The following is an 18,926-nucleotide window of genomic DNA, read 5'->3' as shown; positions in this document are numbered from 1 at the left end:
CATCTCCTTCGATCACGCCGGCACGACCTGGCGCACGCGGGCGTCGAGCAGGGCGTAGCAGAGGTCGATCACGATGTTCAGCACGAAGATCGTCACCGCGGTCAGCAGCACGGCGGCCTGGAGCACGGCGAAGTCCCGCTGCAGGATCGAGTCGATCATCAGCTTGCCGATGCCGGGCCAGCCGAAGATGGTCTCCACCACCACGGCCCCGTTCACCAGCCCGATCGTGAGATCACCCGCGACGGTCAGGGCCGGGGTGGTGGCGTTGCGCAGCGCGTGCCCGAACACCACCCGCTTCTCGCTCGCGCCCTTGCTGCGCGCGACCTTGGTGTAGGGCGCGGACAACGCCGCCACCATCGCGCCGCGCACCACCTGGACGAGCACGCCGAACGGGCGGATCAGCAGCGTGGCGATCGGCAGCACCCACACCTCGGGGCCGCCGCTCACCCCGGAGGTCGGCAGCCAGGCCAGGCTCACCCCGAACACCAGCACACCCATGATGGCGAACCAGAAGTCCGGGATGCTGGCCGCGGTCATCGACAGGAAGCTGGAGATCCGGTCCGCCACCGAATTCGGCCGGTACGCGGCGAGGCAGCCGATCAGTACCGCGCCCAGCGTCGCGATGAGCATCGTCACCGCGGCGAGCTGCAGCGTGGCCGGGAAGGCGGTGAGCACCATTTCCGCGGCGGGCTGGTCGGTGCGCAGCGAGGTGCCGAAGTCGAGCCGGACGATCTGCCCGAGGTAGTCCCCGAGCTGCACCAGGATCGGCTGGTCGAACCCGTGCTCGGCGGAGAAGGCGGCGCGCTGCTCGGCGGTGGCGCTCAGCGGCAGGTAGAGGTTGACCGGGTTGCCGGTCAGCCGGGCCAGGCAGAACACGCCCAGCACCACGAAGACCAGCGGGATGGCGCTGGAGATGACGCGCTTGCGCAGGAACGTCCCCATGTCAGCGGGCCTCCCCGGCGGCGGGCCGCACGGCGGCCAGGCGCAGTTCGTCCCCGGTGGCGGAATCCGGCTCGTACCGGACCGCACGGGACCGGCCCAGCAGCCCGCGCATGTGTGCGAGGTGCACGTACTGCGCCACGGACTCGTTCTGCTCGGCGAAGATGGCGGCGAACGCGTCCTGCCTGGCCGGGCCGGAGAGCGCCCCCGCCTCGGTGATCCGGGCGTCGAGTTCCGGGGTGCCGAAGGTGGACTGCGGGCCGCCGGCACGCAGGTACTGGCTCGTGGTGAACGCGGCGTCACCGGCCTGGTTGCCGTGCATGATCAGCAGCGCCACCGGTCCGGCGTCGACCGGGAACGGCCGCAGCTGGTACTCCAGGTGTGCCGCGGTGTCCGCCATCTGGATCTGCACGTTCAGCCCGACCTGCGCCAGTTCGTACTGCAGTGCCTCGGCGGTTTCGGCCACCCTGGGGAACTGCGTGTTCCGCGCGATCAGGGTGATCTTCCGGTCCACCGGCACCCCGTCGGCGGCGGCTTCCCGGATCAGCGCGCGGGCGGCTTCCGGGTCGTAGGGCGCGGCACGCAGCGTGGCGTTGAAGCCCACCACGCCGTCCGGCACCAGTTGCGCGGCCGGTTCCGCGAGCCCGGCCAGCAGCGTGCCCACGATGCCTTCGCGGTCCACCGCCAGGCCGATGGCCTTGCGCACGCGGATGTCGTCGAGCGGTGCTTCGCGGCCGTCCAGCCGGAGCGCGGTGGTCTCGTTGTTGGGGTAGGCCACCGAGTTGTCCTCGGTGGCGTCCTCCGGGTTGAGCGTGGTGGCCAGATCGGCTTCACCACGGGTGATCATCGCCGCGCGCACGCTCGGCTCGGAGCGGAAGACGTACCGCGCACGGGGGAAAGCCGGTGGCTCACCCCAGTACCGCTCGTTGCGCCGCAAGGTGATCGCCACCCCGGTCTCCCAGCTTTCGATCGCGTAGGGCCCGGTGCCGATCGGCTCGCGCACCTTGGCCGTGGTGCTGGTCGTGCGCGGCACCATCTCCACGAAGCTCAGCCGCAGCGGCAGGATCGGGTCCGGTGCGCCGGTGTGCACGGTCAGCCCGGTGTCCCCGGTGACCTCCAGGCCCAGCTCCTCGTCGTCGTCGAAGACATAACCGTCCACATTGCACTGGAGGTCCGAGTTCACCGCCCGGTCGATGGAGAAGGCGGCGTCCTGCGCGGTGAACGGCTGTCCATTGTGGAAGGTGACGCCGCCGCGCAGGTCGAAGGTCCAGGTGTTCGGGGCCGTCTGCCGCCAGGCCGTGGCCAGCAACGGGCGCAGCTCACCGGACCCGGGGTCCCGCTCCAGCAGCGGTTCGCTGATGTTGGAGCGGACCACCACACCGGTGGCGGTGAGCGAGGCTTCGCACGGTTCGAGGGTCGGGGGTTCCTGCGCGAGCACCACGCGCAGGGTGCCGCCCGCGTCTCCGGTGTCCCCGGAGGGGCTGTTGGCCACGGCGCAGGCGCTGCCGCACAGGACCACCGCGGCGAGCACCAGACCGCGGGCGGGTACGGAAGACAGCATCGTCTCTCCGATGATCAGGGGTGGGTGTGCCAGGACGCGCCGAACTCGGGATTCTGTCTATGAATGCGCATCCGGTCTGCATCTGTAGACGCAGACCGTAAGGCCGCACCGGGAGGCCGTCAAGAGAGCGACTCCCATGCCCGGAAGGTATCGCTGGATGCGTACTTGGTCTTAGACAGGTATCGAGCTGGTCCATACGCTCGGGGCATGACCGTCGATGGCGCCGTACTCCAGCTCTGCCCGCTCCTGCCGTCACTGGAGTCCGCGCTCCGCGCCCACCACCACACCGTGCGGTTGTCCGACCAGCCCGATCCCACCGCCTACCTGGCCGCGCACGGGCAGGAGTTCGCCGCGGCCATCACCAGCGCGCGGATCGGGGTGCCGGACGAGGTGATGGACGCGCTCCCCCGCCTCGGCGCGATCGTCCACTTCGGAGTCGGGTACGAGACCACGGACGTGGCACGGGCCAGGGCGCGCGGGATCGACGTGAGCAACACCCCGGACGTGCTCACCGACTGCGTGGCGGACCTGGCCGTCGGCGGCCTGATCGACGTGATGCGCGGGCTGGCCGCCGCCGACCGCCACGTCCGCCGCGGCGCCTGGCCGGGCGCCGGGTTCCCGCTCGCCACCAAGGTCAGCGGCAAGCGGATCGGCATCCTCGGCCTGGGCCGGATCGGCCAGGCGATCGCCACCCGCCTGACCGGGTTCGGCGTCGACCTCGCCTACCACTCCCGGAACCCGGTCGACGGGGTGCCGTACCGCTACTTCGACTCCCCCGTCGCGCTCGCCGCCGAAGTCGACGCACTGGTGGTCGCCGTGGCAGGCGGCGACAGCACCCGCGAGCTGGTCTCGGCCGACGTGCTCGACGCGCTCGGCCCGGAAGGCTTCCTGGTCAACGTGTCCCGCGGTTCGGTCGTCGACGAACCCGCGCTCGTGAAGGCGCTCGTCGACGGGAAACTGGCCGGTGCCGCGCTCGACGTGTTCGTCGACGAGCCGCACGTTCCCTCGCCACTGCTCGACCTCGACAACGTGCTGCTCCTGCCGCACATCGCCAGCGCCACGCGGGAAACCCGGGAAGCCATGGGGGCACTGGCTTTCCAGAACCTGCACCAGTTCCTCACCGAAGGCACGCTGCGCACCCCGGTGCCGTGATCAGTGGACGTAGGGCCAGCCCGCCGAGTCGAAGCTGAGCCAGTTGAGCCCGAGCAGGGCCGCGCCGTTGTTCGCGTAGTAGTGGTAGGCCAGGATGTCGTGGTCGGTGTCGGTGAACGGACCGGTGGAGCTGCTCGACCGGCCCGCCATCGCGGCGACCGTGGACCCCGGCGCCACGTACGTGCCGGTGAACAGGCACAGCGGCAAGGCGCTCGACGTCTACGACCTGGCCACCACCGTCGGGCGACCGAACGGCTGCTGCAACCTGTGGGCGCCGGAGTTCCACCTGCTCGTCAGCGCGATGGACGGCACGCAAAGCCTGACCATCACCCCACTGTCCAATCCGTACACCATCAGGGGAACACGGCGGACTACAAGCTGGGCCTGCTCACCTTCACCGGCACCGACCCGCTCAACCGGGCGCACTGGACCAAGGCGCCGAACCCGGTGTTTCAGCGCAACGACGCCCACGGGGTGTTCGCGCCAGGGCACAACGGTTTCTTCAAGTCACCGGACGGCAAGGAGGACTGGATCGTCTACCACGCCGACGGCACGCCGAACTTCGGCACGCCGGTCCCGCTGGGCGTCCAACTCCCCGCGCCTTCCGGCGAACCGGGCTGACCCCGGTCAGGTGCCGCCGAGGCGCCACAGCCGGACACCGTGGTCCGCGCTCGCGGTGACCAGGAGTTGTTTGCCCGGGCCGGGCAAGGCGAAGTCGGCGCGGTCGCCCGGGACATCGGCACGACCCGCCAAGCCGAGTTCGACCGGCTTGGCGGGATCGGCCACGTCCCACAGTTCGACGCCCTCGGCGGTGTTGGTCACGGTCAGCACGTCACCGTCCGGGCCGAAGCGCAGCGGTTCGGTCAGGATGCCGCCGTACAACGGCGTCGTGGAGAAGCTCGCCGGCGGCTCGGTCAGGTCGGAGATCCGCCACAGGTTCACCTTGTCGTCGGCGCCGACGGTGGCGACCGTGTCCCCGGCGGGACTCAGCACGGCCTGGTTGATCCGGATGCCACTGCGGTCGGCCAGTGACTCGAGCATCGGCAGGATCCGCGCGGGATAGGTGAGGTCCCAGGACTGCACCTCGTCGGTGACGGTGACGGTCACCAGCGACTGGCCGTCCTCGCTGAACACCATCGACTCCGGCGCTTCCGCCAGCACGATCGCCTCGGCCACCGGCGCCACGGGCGCGGCCGGGTCCCACAACCGGAGCCGCCCGGCGGAGTCCGCCGTGGCCAGCAGCCGGCCGTCCGCGCTCAGGGCCACCGCCCCGATTCCCTCACCCGCGATGGGCGAGCCGATCGGCGTGGCGGGTACCCCGAAAGCGGAGTTCCACAACTGCACCGAATCCCCACCGGCCACGGCCAGCGTCCGCCCGTCACGGGAAAAGGCCGCCGAATACCGGCCCGCCGCGGTGGCCAGTGGCTCGCCGAGCACCACGGGATCGGCCGGATCGCTTATGTCCCACAGCCGCACGGGTCCTTCCGCGCCGATCGTGACCAGCGTCCGGCCGTCGGGAGCGAGCACGATGGCCCGCGTGCCGGTCGTCCCCTCCAGCACCTCACCGACCGGCTTCACCGCGACGGTGGCCGGGGCGGCACCCGGCGTGGCCGGACCCCAGTCCATCGCGAGCGCGCTGAGCGCGAGCACGCAGACCAAGCCGATCGCCGCGATGGCCCAGTAAAGCCGGCGGGGGCTCTCCTTCACCGTGGTGTGCGGGATCGTCGGCGCGACGGCGGGCGAGAGCAGTTCGAGCGCCTTCCCGGCGGACACCCGCTTCCCCGCGTCACGGGTCAGCAGCCCGGAAACCACGTTCGCCAGCGAGGGCGAGCAGTTCAGCGGAGGCAGGGCGTCGTAGAGGATCGCGTGCACGGTGGCCGCGGTCGACTCACGGCTGAACGGCGGCCGCCCGGTGATCGCGTGACAGAGCGTCGCCCCGGCGGACCAGAGATCCGAGGCCGGTGCCGGCTCCTCGCCCTGGAACAACTCCGGTGCCATGTACGCGGTCGAGCCCATGATGCCGTCGCGGGTCAGCCGGGTGTCGTCCGTGGTGTGCGCGATGCCGAAGTCGATCAGCTTCACCTGGTCGCCGGGCAGCACCATGATGTTGCCGGGCTTGACATCGCGGTGGACCACGCCGAGCCGGTGCGCGGCGTCCAGCGCGGCGAGGATCCGCTGGGCGAGCACGCGCACCCTGGCTTCCGGCAGCGCGCCGCGCTCCAGCAGGTCCGCGAGCGTCGGCGCGTCGACCAGTTCCATGACGATGTAGATCGCGTCGTCGTCGGCGGTCGCGGGCAGGATGTCGTGGATGGCGATCACGCCGGGGTGGTCGATCCGGCCCGCGGTGCGGACCTCGCGCAACGCCCGCCGGTTGAGCAGGGCGCGTTCCTCGGCGTCGAGCCCGCCCGGCGGCCGCAGTTCCTTGACCGCCACCGCCCGCCCGATCAGCTCGTCGGTGGCCCGCCAGACCGCGCCCATGCCGCCGCGCCCCGACAGGCGGTCCAGCCGATACCGGTTCGCCACCAGCCGGGACTCCTGCATGGTCGGTCACAGTAGCGGAAAACCGGCCTAGAACAGGCGTTCCCGGGTACGGGCCGGGGCGGTCGCCGGGATCCCGGCGAGGATGTCGGCGAGGGTGACCCCGGCCAGGCTCTCCCGCCACGCCTGGTGCGCCTCGGCCATCTTCACCGCGAGGATGCAGGTGTCACGGCAGTCCTCGGCGGGCAGGGCGCCCCGGCCCTGCTGGCGGATCTCGCGGCACTCGTAGGGCGCCGACGTGCCGTCGATGGCTTCGACGATCTGCAGCAGCGAGATCTCCCCGGCCTGGCGCGCGAGCCGGAAGCCGCCGCGCGGTCCGGTGGTCGCGGTGAGCACCCCCGCGCGGACGAGGGCCTGCAACTGCTTGGCGAGGTACGGCGCCGGGAGGTCGAAGTACTGCGCCAGCTGGGCCGTCGAAGCCGAGGTCCCCGGTTCCAACTGCGCCAGCGTCGTCGCGCAGTGCAGCACCCATTCGGTGCTCGCGGGCAGTTTCACCACCCCAGTCTATCGAAGATATTGCGGATCTGTTTAGTCTCTAATAGCTTGGAGACACCCCCAGAGAGGAAGATCGTCATGCGGATCGCCATCGCCGGCGCGACCGGCAACATCGGCGCGCTCACCAGCGCCGCCCTCACCCGGGCCGGGCACGAGGTGGTGCCCATCAGCCGCTCGCTCGGCGTCGACCTGGCCACCGGTACGGGCCTCGACGGCGTGCTGGCCGGGGTCGCCGCGGTCGTCGACGTCACCAACGCGCCCCCTGCCGACGAGGCCGAGACCGTCGCCTACTTCGGCGCCACCACGCGGAACCTGCTCGCCGCGGAGGAAAGAGCGGGCGTGCGGCACCACGTCCTGCTCTCGATCGTGGGCATCGACCGGATCGGCGGCAACGCGCACTACGCCGGGAAACGCGAGCAGGAACGGCTCGTCACCGAGAGCCCGGTGCCGTGGACGATCGTGCCGGCCACCCAGTTCCACGACTTCGCCGCGATGGTGACGGGCTGGACCGAGCAGGACGGGGTAGCCACCATCGCCCCGCTGCTGGTGCAGCCGATCGCGGCCGCGGACGTGGCCGGGGTGCTCGCCGAGATCGCCGCGGGCGAGCCCCGCGGCCGCTACGCCGATCTCGCGGGCCCCGAACCGCAGGACCTCGTCGACATGGCGCGGCGCACCCACGAAGCGCGGGGCCGCACGGTCAAACTGGTGCCGACGTGGTCCGGCCCGTTCGGCACGACCATGGCAGGCGACGCGCTACTCCCCGGCGACGGCGCCCACCTGGCCCCGACCACCTTCGACGAGTGGCTCGCGACCCAGCGCTAGGTGTCGTTCTCGGTGTCGCGGGGGTGGGCACGCAGTGAACCCGGGTGCGCCTTGGCGCTCGGGTCACGCCTGGTCTTCAGCAGGCTGGCCACGGTGACCACCACCAGGATGCCGATGATCACGCCGAGGCTCAGCGGGGTCGGGATCTCCGGCACGGCCGGGTCGAGGTCCACGTGCGCCCAGTGCAGGATCAGCTTGACCCCGATGAGCGCCAGGATCAGCGCCAGCCCGGCCGAGAGGTACACCAGGCGGTCCAGCAGGCCCTTCACCAGGAAGAACAACGCGCGCAGGCCGAGCAGGGCGAAGGCGTTCGCGGCGAAGACGATGTAGGCCTCCTCGGTCACGCCGAACACCGCCGGGATCGAGTCGAGCGCGAACAGCAGGTCGACGCCGCCGATGGCCACCAGCACCACGAACAGCGGGGTGACCATCCGGCGGCCGTCCACCCTGGTGACCAGCCTGCCGCCGACGTAGTCCTCGGTGGTCGGCAGCACCCGGCGCGCGGCCTTGACCACGACGTTGTTCTCCACGTCGGGGTCCTCGTCGCGGTGGCGGAACAACTGCACCGCGGTGAAGATCAGGATCAGCCCGAAGACCAGGAACATGAAGGAGAACAACGACAGCAGCGTCGCGCCGACGGCGATGAACAACGCCCGCATCAGCAGCGCCAGCACGATGCCGAAGGTGAGCACCTTGTGCTGGTGTTCTTCGGGGACCGCGAACGTGGTCATGATGATGACGAACACGAACAGGTTGTCGACCGAGAGGCTCTTCTCGACGATGTACCCGGCGAAGTACTCGGTCCCGGCCTCTCCCCCGTAGGCGAGCATGAACCAGACGCCGAAGCCGATCGCGACCAGCACGTAGAACACCGACCACGCCGTGGCTTCGGCGAACCCGACCCGGTGCGGCCGCACCGCGGCCAGCACGAGGTCCACCGCCAGCAGGGCGATCACCAGGCCGATCGTCACCAGCCAGGTGAGGACGCCGATCTCGAGCATGGGCACTCCGGGGTTGGCGGAACGTCGTTCACCACCTTACGGACGCGCGCGCCATCCGCCACCGGAGTCCACTCAGGACACTTCAGGCGCCGTGCCGGTGTTCCAGGGCACGGCCGATGACCCGGGCGCCGTCGGGGAAGCGGCCGGGGTCCGGGCCGGTGTAGTTCAGCCGCACGTACGGGCCGGACGGCTCGGCGGGGAACCACTCCGCGCCGGGTGCGATCAGCACGCCGTCGGTTTCGCAGTCGCGGGCGAGCCGGTCCAGGTCCGTCCCGTCCGGCAGTCGGGCCCACAGGTGCAGGCCGCCGCGGGGCACGTGCTCGAGGTGCGCCTGCGGCACGTGCTCGGCCAGGCTGCCGACGAGCAGGTCCCGCCGGGTCCGGAGTTGCTGCCGCAGCGCCCGAAGATGGGTGCGCCACCCCGGCTGGGTGACCACGTCGAGCGCGGCGGCCTGCAGCAAACCGCTGACGTACATGGATTCCGCGCCCCGGTCGGCGAGGATCCGATCGCGCGTGGGGCCGCGGGCGATGACGGCGGCCACGCGCACGGACGGCGACACGCTCTTGGTCAGCGACCGCAGGTAGATGACGTGACCGGCGTCGTCGTGCACCGCCAGCGGCCGGGCGGTGGTCTCGATGCCGAAGTCGTGCGCCCAGTCGTCCTCGATGAGGAAGGCACCCCGGGCACGCACGATCTCGAGGATTTCCTCGCCGCGCTCGCCGGTCCACTGCGCGCCGGTGGGATTGGCGTAGTTGGGCTGGGCGTAGAAGACCCGCGCGCCCGTCTCGTCGAACGCGCGCGCGAGTTCGTCCGGATCGGGACCGGCGGGCCCGCTGGGCACAGGGACGACGTGCACCCCGGCCTGCGCGGCGGCGAGGATCGCGCCCCAGTAGGTCGGTGATTCCAGCAGCAACGGCTGCCCGAACCCGACCAGTGCCCGGAAGAGTGAACTCAGCCCGCTCTGGCTGCCCGGCAGGATCACCACGTCGCGGGCGGTCGGCGGGGTGAGCCCGGCCGGGGTGGCTTCGGCGAGTTCGGTGGCGAACCAGGCGCGCAACGCGGGCAGGCCGGCGGCGTCCGGCCGGGACAGGGCCGACTCCCCGCGGGCCGCGCGCGCGAACGCCGCCCGCACCAGGCGTTCGGGCAGCAGTGTCCGATCGGGATAGCCCGCGTGCAGGCCGATCGCGTCGGGCGAACTGCTGCGCAACGGCGTCGACAAAGCGGGAATGCGGGCTTGCGGTGAGCGCAGCGCGCCGGTCTGCCAGCCGAAGTCGAGCGGACGGGCGGTCCGCACGGCACGCACGAACGTGCCCACGCCCGGACGGCTCTCGATGAGCCCGAGCGCGCCCAACGCGCGCATCGCCTTCTGCACGGTGATCGGGCTGGCGCCGTACTCGGCCACCAGCGCCCGGTTGGACGGCACGCGGGCGCCCGGCGGTGCCTGCGCGATCCACGCGCGCAGCCCGTCGACAATGCGAGCAGTGCTATCGTTGGCCATGGCAGCACAGAGTAGCGTTATCCGAAATCCGGCGGCAACGTTATCGCCGTCGCGGGCCGGATTGGCGTGGGGACTGCTCGGCGTTTCGGCGTTCTCGTTCACCGTGCCCTTCACCCGCGTGGCCGTCGGCAGCCTGTCGCCGCTGTTCATCGGCTCGGCGCGGGCGGCCGTGGCGGCGCTGCTGGCCGTGGCCGCGCTCGCCTTCACCCGGCAGCGGCTGCCGAACGGACGTCAGTGGGCACGGCTGGCCGTGGTCGCGGGCGGGGTGGTGGTCGGGTTCCCGCTGCTCACCTCGTACGCGCTGACCACCGCCCCGGCCAGTCACGGCGCCGTGGTGATCGCGCTACTCCCGGCGGCGACAGCCGTGCTGGCCGTGGTACGCGGCAAGGAACGCCCGCCGCGGTCGTTCTGGGTCATGGCGGGGATCGGCGCGGTGGCCGCGCTGGCGTTCGCTTCCCTGCAGGGCGGCGGTTTCGGCCGGTTGCACTGGTCGGACCTGCTGTTGTTCGGGGCCGTGCTCGCCGCCGCGGCGGGGTACGCCGAGGGCGGGCTGCTCGCCCGCGAACTGGGGTCGTGGCAGACGGTGTCCTGGGCGCTCGTGCTGGCCGCGCCGCTGATGTGCGCGCTGACGGTGATTTCGCTGACCCAGCAGGCGCAGGTGGGCACGATGAAGGAATGGGCGGCGTTCGCCTACCTGGCGGTGGTGAGCATGTTCCTCGGGTTCTTCGCCTGGTACCGCGGCCTGGCGATCGGCCCGATGGCGCAGGTCAGCCAGGTGCAGCTGGTCCAGCCGGTGCTGACCATCCTCTGGGCGGCGCTGCTGCTCGGCGAAGAACTGACCTGGCCCACCGTGCTCGGCGGGCTGGCCGTCCTAGGCTGCGCCGGTGTCGCCGTGCGCATCCGCCTCGACCGCACTGCTTAGGAGAGAAACCCTTGTTCACCGGACTCAGCGCGTTCCCGCTCACGCCCGTCACCGACGACGGCATCGACGAGGCCGCCTACGAACGCTTGGTCGGCAGGCTCGCCGAGGCGGGCGTCGACTCCATCTGCGCGCTCGGCTCGACCGGCAGTTACGCCTACCTGGACCGGGAGGAGCGGGCGCGGGCCGCCCGGCTGGCGGTGCGCGGCGCCGGTTCGGTGCCGGTGATCGTCGGCGTGGGCGCCCTGCGCACGCGTGAGGTGCTCGGGCACGTCGAGGATGCCCAGGAAGCCGGCGCCGCCGCGGTACTGGTGCCCACGATGACCTACCAGCCCCTCACCGACGACGAGGTGTTCGGGCTGTACGAGGAGGTCACCGCCCAGCTGTCGGTGCCGTTGATCGTCTACGACAACCCGGGCACCACGCACGTCGAGTTCACCGACGAGCTGCACACGCGGATCGCCCGGCTGCCCCGCGTCACCTCGATCAAGATCCCGCCCGGCGCGCGTGACCGCATCGCCGGCCTGCGCTCGCTCATCCCGGACACCGTCAACCTCGGCATCAGCGGCGACGCTGTCGCGGTCGAAGGCCTGCTGGCCGGTTGCGAGGTCTGGTACAGCGTCCTGGGCGGCCTGTTCCCGCAGACCGCCCTCGCCCTCACCCGCGCCGCCACCGCCGGTGACGCCGAGCGGGCCCGCGCGCTGACCGCGGAACTGGACCCGCTGTGGGAGCTGTACGCGCGCTACGGCAGCTACAGGGTCATGTCCGCCATGGCTGTCGAGCTGGGCCTGCTGGCCGAGCCGAACCTGCCGAGGCCGGTCCGTCCGCTCGGGCAGGAAGGCCGCGAGGCCGTCGTCCGGGTGCTCAAGACGATCGACTGGCTCGACGACCCGGCAAACCGGTCACGGTGAGCCTGTCGTATCGATGAGCGTCGATTGACGCAAGCATCGAATTCCGTCGATACTGGGTGGCATGACGCTCGCTCCCGACCTGCCGGTGCTGGCCGCGACCGACGCCGCCACCTACGCCGAGTGGTTCGCCTGCCTGGCCGAACCCACGCGTGTGCGGCTGCTGCACACGGTGGCCACCGCCCCCGGCGGCGTCACCGTGGGCGAACTGACCGAAGCACTCGGCATCAGCCAATCCACCTGCTCACACCACGTCCGCAAACTCGCCGACGTCGGCTTCGTGCGGCTCCGCCGGGAAAAGACCGCCACCATCGTCACCATCAACGCCGCCTGCTGCACCGGCTTCCCCCAAGCCGCCGACGCCGTCATGGGTCTGCTCGCACCCCGCCCCTGCTGCCCCAGCGGCCTGCCCGCCGACGTCACCGTCCGCGCGATGACCGACGAGGACTGGGACGACGTCCTGCGCGTCTACGGCGAAGGCATCGACACCGGCATCGCCACCTTCGACACCACCACGCCCAGCCGCGACACCCTCGACACCCTCGACACCCACTGGCTACCCGGACACCGCTGGGTCGCACTACTCGACGATGGAGTGGTCGGCTGGGCCGCCGCCGCCCCAGTGTCCACCAAGGACCACTACGCCGGAGTCGCCGAAACCTCCGTCTACGTCGACGCCCAATATCGCGGCCGCGGCGTCGGCAAAGCCCTTCTGCACAAACAAGTCACCGCCGCCGACCGCGACGGACTCTGGACCCTGCAAACCACTGTGTTCACCGAAAACCGCCCCGGCATCGCCCTGCACCACGCCGCCGGATACCGCACCGTCGGCGTCCGCGAACGCATCGCCGAACGCGACGGCACCTGGCACGACACCGTCCTCCTCGAACGCCGCACCGAAAGGTCGTGACCCGGAAATGCTGACCGGCTCCCGGATCGAAGCCCGCATCCCCGCGCAGGACCTCGGCCGCGCCCGTCGCTGGTACGCCGAGAAGCTCGGACTCGAACCGGCCGAGGAACGCGAAGGCGGCCTGCGGTACGTCGGCGCGTCGGGGGTCTTCTGCCTGTTCGCCTCCGCGGGCGCGTCGAACGGCTCCTTCACGCAGATGAGCTTCTACGTCGACGACCTCGAAGCGACCGTGGCCGAGCTGCGTGCCCGCGGCGTGAAGTTCGAGGACTACGAAGGCGCCGTGAACGGCATCATGGAAATCGACGGCAACTACCCCAGCAAGGGCCGCGGCGAACGAGCCGCCTGGTTCCGCGACAGCGAAGGCAACATGCTCGGCGTCGGCCAGATCGTCCCCTGACCCCGCCGCCGGCGAGTCCCGTGGTGTAGCTGGCTACACCCCCGGTTCGGGGTTCCGCGCCACTGTGCCCCGCCTCGTGCGTGCCTAGCGTTCCTTCCGACAGAGAATCCGGAAGGAAAAACGACGATGACGACAGTCGCGGACGGCCTCACCAGTGCGGTGCGGTTGGAATCGGTCAGCAAGACCTACGGTAGCGGGGAAGCCGCCGTGCGGGCGCTGGACGGGGTGAGCATCAGCCTGCGGCAGGGCAGCTTCACCGCGCTGATGGGACCTTCCGGTTCGGGCAAGAGCACCTTCCTGCACTGCGCGGCCGGGCTGGACCGGCCGACCTCGGGCCGGGTGCTGCTCGGCGGCACGGAACTGACCGGGCAGCGGGAGGCCGCGCTCACCGAGCTGCGCCGCTCGCGGATCGGGTTCGTCTTCCAGGCCTACAACCTGCTCGACGCGCTGACCGTCGAGGACAACATCCTGCTGCCGCTGCGGCTCGCCGGGCGGCCCGCCGACCCCGGTTTCCTCGCCGAGGTGGTGCGCTCGGTAGAACTGGACGTGCCGCTGGACCGGCGGCCCAGCAAGCTTTCCGGCGGTCAGCAGCAGCGGGTGGCGATCGCCCGCGCGCTGGTCACCCGGCCCGACGTGATGTTCCTCGACGAGCCGACCGGCGCGCTCGACACCCGTACCGCCCGCCAGGTGCTCACCACCCTGCGCCACGCGGTGGACCGCTGGGGCCAGACCGCGCTGATGGTCACCCACGACCCGGTGGCGGCCTCGTACGCCGACTCCGTGGTCTTCCTGGCCGACGGCCGCATCGCGGGCGAGCTGGCGCACACCACGCCGGACCGCATCGCCGAGCGCATGACCCACCTCGGGGAGTGGTGACCGCGATGTTCTCCCTTGCGTGGCAATCCATCCGCAACCGCCGCGGAGCCTTCGCCGCCGCGTTCGTCGCGGTGTTCTTCGGCTCCGCGCTGATCACCGCGAGCGGTGTCCTGCTCGAATCGGGGTTGCGGGCGGGGATGCCGCCCCAGCGCTACGCCACCGCGCCGGTCGTGGTGACCGCGATCCAGTCGGTGCCCACGCCGGACGGCCTGAGCCAGCGGTTCGGTGAGCGCGTCCCGCTCCGGGCCGGGCTCACCGAGGAAATCGCCCGCGTGCCCGGCGTCCAGGCGGCCATCGGTGATGTCAGCGTGGACGTCGCCCTCCGCCACGGTGGCGGCACGGTGCCGTTGAGCGCGCACGGGTGGTCGTCCACGAAGCTGGGTCCGGCCACTGTGGACAGTGGCAGGGCGCCCGCCGCCGCGGACGAAGTGGTGCTCGACGGCGGTGCCGCCGCGCAGGCCGGTCTTCGCGTCGGAGACCACACCGAACTGGAGATCGGCGCGGTCGCCACGACCTACCGCGTGGTCGGCACCACCGCTCCCGGGCAGGCCGCCGCGTTCCTCACCGACGAGCAGGCGCGGGTGCTTTCCGGTCGCCCGGACCAGGTCGACGCGGTGGCGGTCCTCGCGGACCCCGGCACCGACGCGGACGCACTGGCGGACCGCGTCCAGCAGGCGGTGCCCGAGGTGACCACCGCCGTCGGTGACGACCGCGCGGAAGCGGAGTTCCTCGACGTCGGCGCCGCGCGGCAGTTCCTGGTGGTCATGTCGACCGCGTTCGGCGGCACCATGCTGATGATCGTGCTGCTGGTGGTGGCGAGCACGCTCGGCCTGGCGATCCAGCAGCGCCGCCGGGAGTTCGCCTTGCTGCGAGCCGTCGCGGCCACCCCGCGGCAGGTCTACCGGCTGATCGCCACCGAATCTCTGGTGCTGGCCGCGGTGGCATCGGTACTCGGCGCGGTGCCCGGCATCGGGCTCAGCCTGCTGCTTCGGGACGCGCTCGCCGGGTACGGCGCCGTGCCCGCCGAATTCCGGTTCGCCATCGGAGGGCTTCCGGTCCTCGCCTCGGTACTCCTGTGCCTGCTGGGGGCGTTGGGGGCGGGCCTGATCGCGGGACGGCGGGCCGCGCGGATCAGCCCGGCGGCGGCGCTCGGTGAGGCCGCGGTGGAACCGCCGCGCCTGGGCCGGGTCCGCCTGATCAGCGGCTGGGTGCTCGCCGCGCTGGGCGCGACGACCGGGATCGGCCTGCCGATGGTGCTTTCCGGGAACACGGCGGTCGCGGGAGCCGCCAGTTCCGCGTTGCTGCTGGTGATCGCCGTGGCCCTGCTCGGACCGCGGTTGCTCACCGCCACCGCCGGGCTGCTCGAAAAGCTCGGGGTGCTGCGCTCGACCGCCGGTTACCTCGCCGGTGCCAACACCCGGGCGCGCTCCCGGCGGCTCGGATCGGCGGCCACGCCGCTGATCATGGGCGTGGCGCTGGCGTCCGTGCAGGTCTTCACCGCGACCACCACGAACGCCGCCGCCCAGGACCAGGCGGTGAACGGCATCCGGGCCGACCACGTGATCGTCGCCGACGGCGGTATCGCCCCCAGCGTGGTCGACAGCGTCCGGCAGCTTCCCGGAGTCGATTCGGCGACTCCGGTGGCGCGCACTTCGGTGCTGGTCACCCACCAGGAACTCGGCGAGCCCGCCACGAACTCCTACCCCGCCCAGGGCGTCACCCCGGACCGGCTCGGCGACGTGCTGGACCTCGACCCCCGGCAGGGCGATCTGTCCGCGCTCACCGGGGAAACGGTGGCACTGAGCGAACTCGCCGCGGACAGCTTCGGCGTCGAGATCGGGTCACCGCTGAGCATGCGACTCGGCGACGGCACCCCGCACACCGCCGAGGTGGTGGCCATCTACGGCAACGGACTCGGGTTCGGTGACGTGACCCTGCCGAACGACGTGGTGCTCGCGCACACCGGCAGCCGCCTGAACGACGAACTCCTGCTCGCCACCGCGCCGGGCACGGATCCGGCCGCGCTGCGCGAGGCGTTGCCGCCGGGGTTGCGGCTCACCGACCGGGCCTCGTTCACCGCCGCCCAGAACACCGAAGCGACCGCGCAGTCGGCGGTCAACCTCCTGCTGAACCTGCTGCTGCTCGGCTTCATCGCCATCGCGGTGGTGAACATCCTGGTGCTGGCCACCGCGGCCAGGGTCCGCGAGTTCGCCCTGCTGCGGCTGATCGGCGCCAAGCCGCGGCAGGTGCGGTCGATGATGCGCGGTGAGGCGGCGGTGGTCGTGGTGGCCGCCGTGGTGCTCGGTTCCCTGGCCGCGCTGCCGCCGCTGATCGGGGTCAGCCTCAGCCTGACCGCGTCGCCGTTGCCCACCGTGCCGCCGCTGGTCTACCTGGGCATCGTCGGCGCCGCGGCGGCGTTCGGCTGGGGATCGATCGCCATCCCCGCCCGGATCGCCCTGCGACCGGCACCGGTGGCGGCCATGCGCGTGTCCGGCTGAGCCTGCCCCGCGACCCATCGCGGGCCCCCTCTCCCTGCCCGCGATGGGAACTTCATCTCAGTTGATGAAGTGCGGGCAATCATAAACAGCAGTGAAACGAAGGTCAATCGGTAGACTCCCCGCCATGTCCGGAGACGGGGGCGCCCTGGCGGCGAAGGTGGACCACCTCTTCCGCACGGTGCGCCCCCGCGACGGCGGTGAGTACACCTTCGAAGAGGTCGCCGAAGCCCTGCGCGGCCGCGGTGGCCCCACCATTTCGGCGACCTACCTGTGGCAACTGCGCAAGGGCGTCCGCGACAACCCGACCAAGCGCCACCTCGAAGCGCTCGCCGGCTTCTTCGGCGTCCCGGCCGCGTACTTCTTCGACGAGGAGGAGGCCCGGCGCATCGACGCCGAACTCGCGCTCCTCACCGCGCTGCGGGACGCGCCGGTGCGCCAGATCGCCCTGCGCGCCAGCGGACTTTCGCCGAAGAGCCTGGAAGCCATCGCGGACATGGTCGACCGGGTGCGGGAGCTGGAGGGGCTGCCCCAGCCGGACGCACCGGCCGACGAGCCGTGAGCCGGACGCGGCGGCGGCACGCGGCCCTGCTGCGCGAACTGCCGCTCCCGGTCCCGTTCGACGTCCACGCCTTGTGCGATCAGGTGGCCGCGCGCCGCGGCAGGCCGATCCGGTTGCTGCCGATGAGCGGGCTGACCGGGGTCTGCGGCCTCTGGATCGCCACCGACCACACCGATCTCATCTTCCACGAAAGCGAAACCACGCCACCGCACCGGGAACACATCATCCTGCACGAACTGGCCCACGTGCTCTGCGATCACTACCCGGCCTCGCTGGACCCGGCCGAGCAGGCCGCGATGCTGCTGCCCGGCCTGGATCCGGCGATGGTGCGCCGGGTGCTGGGCCGCGCCGGTTACTCCTCCGCCGAGGAACGCGAAGCCGAACTGCTCGCCTCGCTGATCCGGCAGCGGGCCACGCCGGGCCGTACCGTCACCGGCCGCCTGCGCAACGCACTGGACGACGACTTTGCTTAGCGCGTTGCGCGAAGGGGGGCCGGCGTTGCTGGCCTGGGTGGTGCTGCTCAGCCGCGGGCGGGGTGGCGGCCTCGCCCGGCGGCGTGCCCGCTGGGTGCTGCTCGGGCTCGCCTGCTCGCTGACCGCGCAGATCCCGGTCGTCTACGCCGCGATCGGTGACCTCGCAGGCGTTTCGCACGCGGCTCGCCTGGTCAGCCACGCGGGCATGGTGTTCACCGCGTGGGCCGGGCAGGAGTTCATGGCCGGGCTCACCGGGCGAGCGCGGGGAACCCGGGGGCAGGCGTGGTGGGCCGGTGGGGCGTTCGCGGTGATGTGCCTGCTGTTCGTTTCCCTCGCCGACATCCGCCCGGAGACGCCGCGGGTGATGGAGTACTGCCTCGTCTACGCCGCCGCGCAACTGCCCGCGTTGCTCGCCGTGATCGCCTCCGGTGCGCGCTACGCCCGCGAAACGCACGACGCCGTCCTCCGGACCGGGCTGCGGCTGATCGTCGCCGGTACCGCGCTTTCCCTGCTGTACCTGCTGAACAAGTCGATCCTGGCGGTGACGCCACGCCTGGACTCCGCCTTCCCCTTCGGCCGGACCGTCCTGCCGAGCAAGGTGCTGCCCACCACGGCCTACCTGCTGGTGTTGCTCGGCGCGGCACTGCCCGCGGTCACCGGCTGGCTGCACCGCCACCGGCTGTACCGCCGCCTCGGTCCACTGTGGACCGCCCTGTACCGCGCCGAGCCGTCGATCGCGCTGGACCCGCCGCGGACGCCCGACGCGCTGGTCGTCCGCGGGCTGCGCCTGCGGTTGTACCGCCGGGTGATCGAGATCCGCGACGGCCTGCTGGCCCTGCAGCCCTACCGCTGCCCCGAGGTCGCCGCGCGCACGCGGCACGCCGGTGCCGCGGCGACCGAAGCCGCGGTGGTCGCCGCGGCGCTGGAAGCACGGGCGGGTGGTGCCACCCCGCTCGCCCGGCCCGCCGGGGTCGCCGGTGGCACGGATCTGGCCGAGGACACCGAATTCCTCGCCCAGGTGTCCGACGCCTATCGGAAGCTCAGCACGAGTTGCTCGTGTACTTGAACAACGCGCCGCTGAGGTACTTGGCGTCGTAGTGCCGGATCCACCGGCCCTGGTGGAAGGTGGAGCCGGTGAAGATCATGAAGAAGCTCATGTTCCGCCCGGTGTCCCGGATGGTGTCGGTCGGACCGCAGTAGCTCTCCACCGTCGAGTCCACCTGGACCGCCACCGGGGTCGCGGCGACGGCGGGGCCGGCCAGTCCGGCCAGCGCCGCCGCGCCGAGCAGTCCCGCTATCGAGTAACCGATTCTCTTGTTCATGCGCCGCAGCCTAAATCCGGTCTCCGCCCGGCCACAGCCCCTTCAAGCCGCGCTGAAA

Annotated in this window: 20 protein-coding genes; 12 read left to right on the top strand and 8 right to left on the bottom strand. The window is 71.6% G+C overall.

The window, feature by feature from the left end; all coding sequences use genetic code 11:
* Positions 1–12: 12 nt before the first annotated feature.
* On the bottom strand, positions 13–942 hold the full coding sequence (locus tag JOM49_RS24595) for an ABC transporter permease (RefSeq protein WP_209666597.1): 930 nt from the start codon (positions 940–942) through the stop codon (positions 13–15).
* Between the two features lies 1 nt (position 943).
* Positions 944–2,500 (bottom strand): ABC transporter substrate-binding protein, encoded by a 1,557-nt coding sequence (locus JOM49_RS24590; RefSeq protein ID WP_209666596.1) that lies wholly within the window; start codon positions 2,498–2,500, stop codon positions 944–946.
* 207 nt (positions 2,501–2,707) lie between these two features.
* On the opposite strand from JOM49_RS24590, the gene JOM49_RS24585 reads away from it, so the two are divergent.
* Complete coding sequence (locus JOM49_RS24585; RefSeq protein WP_209666595.1) at positions 2,708–3,652, top strand: 2-hydroxyacid dehydrogenase; 945 nt, start codon at positions 2,708–2,710, stop codon at positions 3,650–3,652.
* Here the strand turns inward: JOM49_RS24585 and JOM49_RS43240 are convergent, their stop codons facing one another.
* A complete protein-coding gene (locus JOM49_RS43240) occupies positions 3,653–3,859 on the bottom strand; it encodes a hypothetical protein (protein ID WP_245369459.1) in 207 nt (68 codons plus the stop codon).
* A 60-nt stretch (positions 3,860–3,919) separates the two neighbouring features.
* On the opposite strand from JOM49_RS43240, the gene JOM49_RS24575 reads away from it, so the two are divergent.
* Positions 3,920–4,273: a family 43 glycosylhydrolase gene (locus JOM49_RS24575; protein WP_209666594.1), complete on the top strand. Its 354-nt coding sequence runs from the start codon at positions 3,920–3,922 to the stop codon at positions 4,271–4,273.
* Between the two features lie 6 nt (positions 4,274–4,279).
* Here the strand turns inward: JOM49_RS24575 and JOM49_RS24570 are convergent, their stop codons facing one another.
* Together JOM49_RS24570 and JOM49_RS24565 are read right to left on the bottom strand one after the other, a co-directional pair.
* A complete protein-coding gene (locus tag JOM49_RS24570; protein ID WP_209666593.1) occupies positions 4,280–6,193 on the bottom strand; it encodes a WD40 repeat domain-containing serine/threonine protein kinase in 1,914 nt (637 codons plus the stop codon).
* A 27-nt stretch (positions 6,194–6,220) separates the two neighbouring features.
* Positions 6,221–6,685: an RrF2 family transcriptional regulator gene (locus tag JOM49_RS24565; protein ID WP_209666592.1), complete on the bottom strand. Its 465-nt coding sequence runs from the start codon at positions 6,683–6,685 to the stop codon at positions 6,221–6,223.
* A gap of 78 nt (positions 6,686–6,763) precedes the next feature.
* On the opposite strand from JOM49_RS24565, the gene JOM49_RS24560 reads away from it, so the two are divergent.
* Complete coding sequence (locus JOM49_RS24560) at positions 6,764–7,507, top strand: SDR family oxidoreductase (protein WP_209666591.1); 744 nt, start codon at positions 6,764–6,766, stop codon at positions 7,505–7,507.
* On the opposite strand, the gene JOM49_RS24555 is transcribed toward JOM49_RS24560, so the two are convergent.
* Together JOM49_RS24555 and JOM49_RS24550 are read right to left on the bottom strand one after the other, a co-directional pair.
* Positions 7,504–8,508: a TerC family protein gene (locus tag JOM49_RS24555; protein ID WP_209666590.1), complete on the bottom strand. Its 1,005-nt coding sequence runs from the start codon at positions 8,506–8,508 to the stop codon at positions 7,504–7,506. The genes JOM49_RS24560 and JOM49_RS24555 overlap by 4 nt on opposite strands.
* 82 nt (positions 8,509–8,590) lie before the next feature.
* Entirely contained in the window at positions 8,591–10,006 is a 1,416-nt protein-coding gene (locus JOM49_RS24550) for an aminotransferase-like domain-containing protein (protein ID WP_245369458.1), read from the bottom strand.
* A gap of 61 nt (positions 10,007–10,067) precedes the next feature.
* Here JOM49_RS24550 and JOM49_RS24545 point away from each other — a divergent pair, with 61 nt between their 5' ends.
* The 9 genes from JOM49_RS24545 (at position 10,068) to JOM49_RS24505 (ending at position 18,612) form a co-directional block, all read left to right on the top strand.
* Entirely contained in the window at positions 10,068–10,928 is an 861-nt protein-coding gene (locus JOM49_RS24545) for a DMT family transporter (RefSeq protein WP_245369457.1), read from the top strand.
* Between the two features lie 11 nt (positions 10,929–10,939).
* Positions 10,940–11,836 carry a dihydrodipicolinate synthase family protein gene (locus JOM49_RS24540; RefSeq protein WP_209666588.1) on the top strand — a complete coding sequence of 299 codons (897 nt, stop codon included), beginning with the start codon at positions 10,940–10,942 and terminating at the stop codon, positions 11,834–11,836.
* Between the two features lie 61 nt (positions 11,837–11,897).
* On the top strand, positions 11,898–12,743 hold the full coding sequence (locus tag JOM49_RS24535) for a helix-turn-helix domain-containing GNAT family N-acetyltransferase (protein WP_209666587.1): 846 nt from the start codon (positions 11,898–11,900) through the stop codon (positions 12,741–12,743).
* Positions 12,744–12,750: 7 nt separating this feature from the next.
* On the top strand, positions 12,751–13,140 hold the full coding sequence (locus tag JOM49_RS24530; protein WP_209666586.1) for a VOC family protein: 390 nt from the start codon (positions 12,751–12,753) through the stop codon (positions 13,138–13,140).
* 126 nt (positions 13,141–13,266) lie between these two features.
* Positions 13,267–14,016, top strand: a complete 750-nt coding sequence (locus JOM49_RS24525; RefSeq protein ID WP_209666585.1) for an ABC transporter ATP-binding protein — start codon at positions 13,267–13,269, stop codon at positions 14,014–14,016.
* A 5-nt stretch (positions 14,017–14,021) separates the two neighbouring features.
* The gene (locus JOM49_RS24520; protein ID WP_209666584.1) at positions 14,022–16,514 is read left to right on the top strand and encodes an ABC transporter permease; all 2,493 of its coding nucleotides are present in this window, start codon (positions 14,022–14,024) and stop codon (positions 16,512–16,514) included.
* 124 nt (positions 16,515–16,638) lie between these two features.
* Positions 16,639–17,073, top strand: coding sequence for a helix-turn-helix domain-containing protein (locus tag JOM49_RS24515; protein WP_209666583.1), 435 nt, complete (start codon positions 16,639–16,641; stop codon positions 17,071–17,073).
* A complete protein-coding gene (locus JOM49_RS24510; protein ID WP_209666582.1) occupies positions 17,070–17,546 on the top strand; it encodes a hypothetical protein in 477 nt (158 codons plus the stop codon). Before JOM49_RS24515 ends, JOM49_RS24510 begins: the two co-directional genes overlap by 4 nt.
* Before the next feature lie 4 nt (positions 17,547–17,550).
* Complete coding sequence (locus tag JOM49_RS24505; RefSeq protein WP_209666581.1) at positions 17,551–18,612, top strand: MAB_1171c family putative transporter; 1,062 nt, start codon at positions 17,551–17,553, stop codon at positions 18,610–18,612.
* On the opposite strand, the gene JOM49_RS24500 is transcribed toward JOM49_RS24505, so the two are convergent.
* Positions 18,587–18,868, bottom strand: coding sequence for a hypothetical protein (locus tag JOM49_RS24500; RefSeq protein ID WP_209666580.1), 282 nt, complete (start codon positions 18,866–18,868; stop codon positions 18,587–18,589). The genes JOM49_RS24505 and JOM49_RS24500 overlap by 26 nt on opposite strands.
* Between the last annotated feature and the right edge of the window lie 58 nt (positions 18,869–18,926).

The sequence above is a fragment of the Amycolatopsis magusensis genome, assembly GCF_017875555.1.
Lineage (GTDB): Bacteria > Actinomycetota > Actinomycetes > Mycobacteriales > Pseudonocardiaceae > Amycolatopsis > Amycolatopsis magusensis.
The sequence above is the reverse complement of the archived record's forward strand: the minus strand, read 5'-3'. Positions and strand labels throughout refer to the sequence as shown.

What these genes read in the sequence shown, in the direction of transcription:
- JOM49_RS24595 (WP_209666597.1), bottom strand. Translation starts at nt 942, where the DNA reads ATGGGGACGTTCCTGCGCAAGCGCGTCATCTCCAGCGCCATCCCGCTG.
- JOM49_RS24590 (WP_209666596.1), bottom strand. Translation starts at nt 2,500, where the DNA reads ATGCTGTCTTCCGTACCCGCCCGCGGTCTGGTGCTCGCCGCGGTGGTC.
- JOM49_RS24585 (WP_209666595.1), top strand. Translation starts at nt 2,708, where the DNA reads ATGACCGTCGATGGCGCCGTACTCCAGCTCTGCCCGCTCCTGCCGTCA.
- JOM49_RS24570 (WP_209666593.1), bottom strand. Translation starts at nt 6,193, where the DNA reads ATGCAGGAGTCCCGGCTGGTGGCGAACCGGTATCGGCTGGACCGCCTG.
- JOM49_RS24560 (WP_209666591.1), top strand. Translation starts at nt 6,764, where the DNA reads ATGCGGATCGCCATCGCCGGCGCGACCGGCAACATCGGCGCGCTCACC.
- JOM49_RS24555 (WP_209666590.1), bottom strand. Translation starts at nt 8,508, where the DNA reads ATGCTCGAGATCGGCGTCCTCACCTGGCTGGTGACGATCGGCCTGGTG.
- JOM49_RS24550 (WP_245369458.1), bottom strand. Translation starts at nt 10,006, where the DNA reads ATGGCCAACGATAGCACTGCTCGCATTGTCGACGGGCTGCGCGCGTGG.
- JOM49_RS24535 (WP_209666587.1), top strand. Translation starts at nt 11,898, where the DNA reads ATGACGCTCGCTCCCGACCTGCCGGTGCTGGCCGCGACCGACGCCGCC.
- JOM49_RS24530 (WP_209666586.1), top strand. Translation starts at nt 12,751, where the DNA reads ATGCTGACCGGCTCCCGGATCGAAGCCCGCATCCCCGCGCAGGACCTC.
- JOM49_RS24525 (WP_209666585.1), top strand. Translation starts at nt 13,267, where the DNA reads ATGACGACAGTCGCGGACGGCCTCACCAGTGCGGTGCGGTTGGAATCG.
- JOM49_RS24520 (WP_209666584.1), top strand. Translation starts at nt 14,022, where the DNA reads ATGTTCTCCCTTGCGTGGCAATCCATCCGCAACCGCCGCGGAGCCTTC.
- JOM49_RS24515 (WP_209666583.1), top strand. Translation starts at nt 16,639, where the DNA reads ATGTCCGGAGACGGGGGCGCCCTGGCGGCGAAGGTGGACCACCTCTTC.
- JOM49_RS24500 (WP_209666580.1), bottom strand. Translation starts at nt 18,868, where the DNA reads ATGAACAAGAGAATCGGTTACTCGATAGCGGGACTGCTCGGCGCGGCG.